Origin of the sequence: Rhodococcus jostii NBRC 16295 (genome assembly GCF_001894825.1) — a bacterium.
GTDB classification, from domain to species: Bacteria; Actinomycetota; Actinomycetes; order Mycobacteriales; family Mycobacteriaceae; genus Rhodococcus_F; species Rhodococcus_F jostii.
Window position 1 is genome coordinate 1 of sequence record NZ_BCWY01000236.1, and the last position, 1,397, is coordinate 1,397.

General features: G+C 60.6%; 2 protein-coding genes. Both read left to right on the forward strand.

The annotated features are described in order from the left end of the window. A partial coding sequence (locus RJ1_RS44930; RefSeq protein WP_174695094.1) for an MspA family porin occupies positions 1-429 on the forward strand: 429 nt, incomplete at its 5' end. A gap of 245 nt (positions 430-674) precedes the next feature. Then, positions 675-1,358 (forward strand): MspA family porin, encoded by a 684-nt coding sequence (locus RJ1_RS44935; protein ID WP_083400666.1) that lies wholly within the window; start codon positions 675-677, stop codon positions 1,356-1,358. The last annotated feature ends 39 nt before the right edge of the window (positions 1,359-1,397 follow it).

Consider the following 1,397-nt stretch of genomic DNA (forward strand, 5'->3'; position numbering starts at 1 on the left):
GAGCTGCAGGGTGCGGGCGCCAAGGGCGCCACCATCACCCCCGGTTACATCCTGGCGTGCCAGGTCGACTTCGGCGCCAAGGGTGACGGCGGTGCCAGCACCAAGATGACCATCGATGAAGACAGCGGCAACCTGGTGTCCGGTCCGTTGGCCGGTAAGAGCAGCGGCGCCATCACTCTCGGCCCGGGCCAGGCCAAGAACGTCACCATTCTCGACCTCGAGAAGAAGGACGCCTACGGCGGAGAGTCGCACACCGGCGGCAACAAGTTCACGGGCAAGACCGGTTCGGTCACCTGGGCCGACTCGACCCTCGGCGTGAGCGGCTGCGCCGGCTACGCCCAGGCGCGCAGCTACGTCAAGGTTGCGGTCAGCACCGACAACGTGAGCAGCAACGTCACCCTGTGGGGACAGCCTTTCAGCATCGGCTGATTGCTTTCTTCATAAATAAGTAGGAATTACCCGGAATCGGGGCGCGAGAATACTCGCGCCCCGATTTCTGGCGTCTATAAGGTGCTATTACGTGCAAATAACGCGACTTTATGTCGGGTAACGCTTTCGTAAATGCACCCTTCTGGATATTACGTTTCGGACTCGAATGCTCTAACTTTGGACCGTCGCTAGGTGGTAGGACTTCTCCGAAGGTCGGAGCAACCACGCCTGATGAGGGGTATGAATTGATGAAGAACCGCAAGTCCGGCCTGCGCCGTGGCGCCCGTATTGCAGGCCTGGGTGCTGCTGCGGCTGTTGCACTCGGTTTGATGTCCACTGGTGCGGCGAGCGCGGATACTTTCATCCCGCTGCCTGATGGTTCGAAGGCCGGCCCGAATGTGACGTTGACGCGCACTGCGGAGAGCGCTCTGTCGTCGCCGTCGTTGGCTTCCAATGGTGCCGGTCGTGTGGCGTGGGTGTCGGGAACCGTGACTGCTGATGTCAAGGGCATCAAGGAGGTCACCGAGGTTCCGGACGCGAACAGCACGACGAACAATGCGGGTACCTACAACGGTACGAATGGGACGACGACGCATGGTGTTTCGCGGGTGTCGACCGGGTACATCGTGGGTTGCCAGGTGGACATCACCGGTCTGTCGGCGAGCCCGTCGTTCTCCGCGGATCTGTCTTCGTTGACGCCGAGCCTCGGGCTGTCGGTTCCGTTGAACTCGGGTGAGATCAAGTACGTGCCGATCGCGGCGAAGGACATCAAGAAGGACGGCGTGTACGCGCTGCAGTACCAGGATGCGGAGCTGCAGGTTCAGAAGTGCGGTGGATTCGCGCAGGCTCGGTCGTACTCGGTCGTGGAGATCGTGGGTAACGACTACTCGAAGACCGTTCTGTACGGTGCGCCGTTCAGCATCGGCTGATTTCGGTCTCTTTCGCATGTCTTTCCCACCCACTTTTTT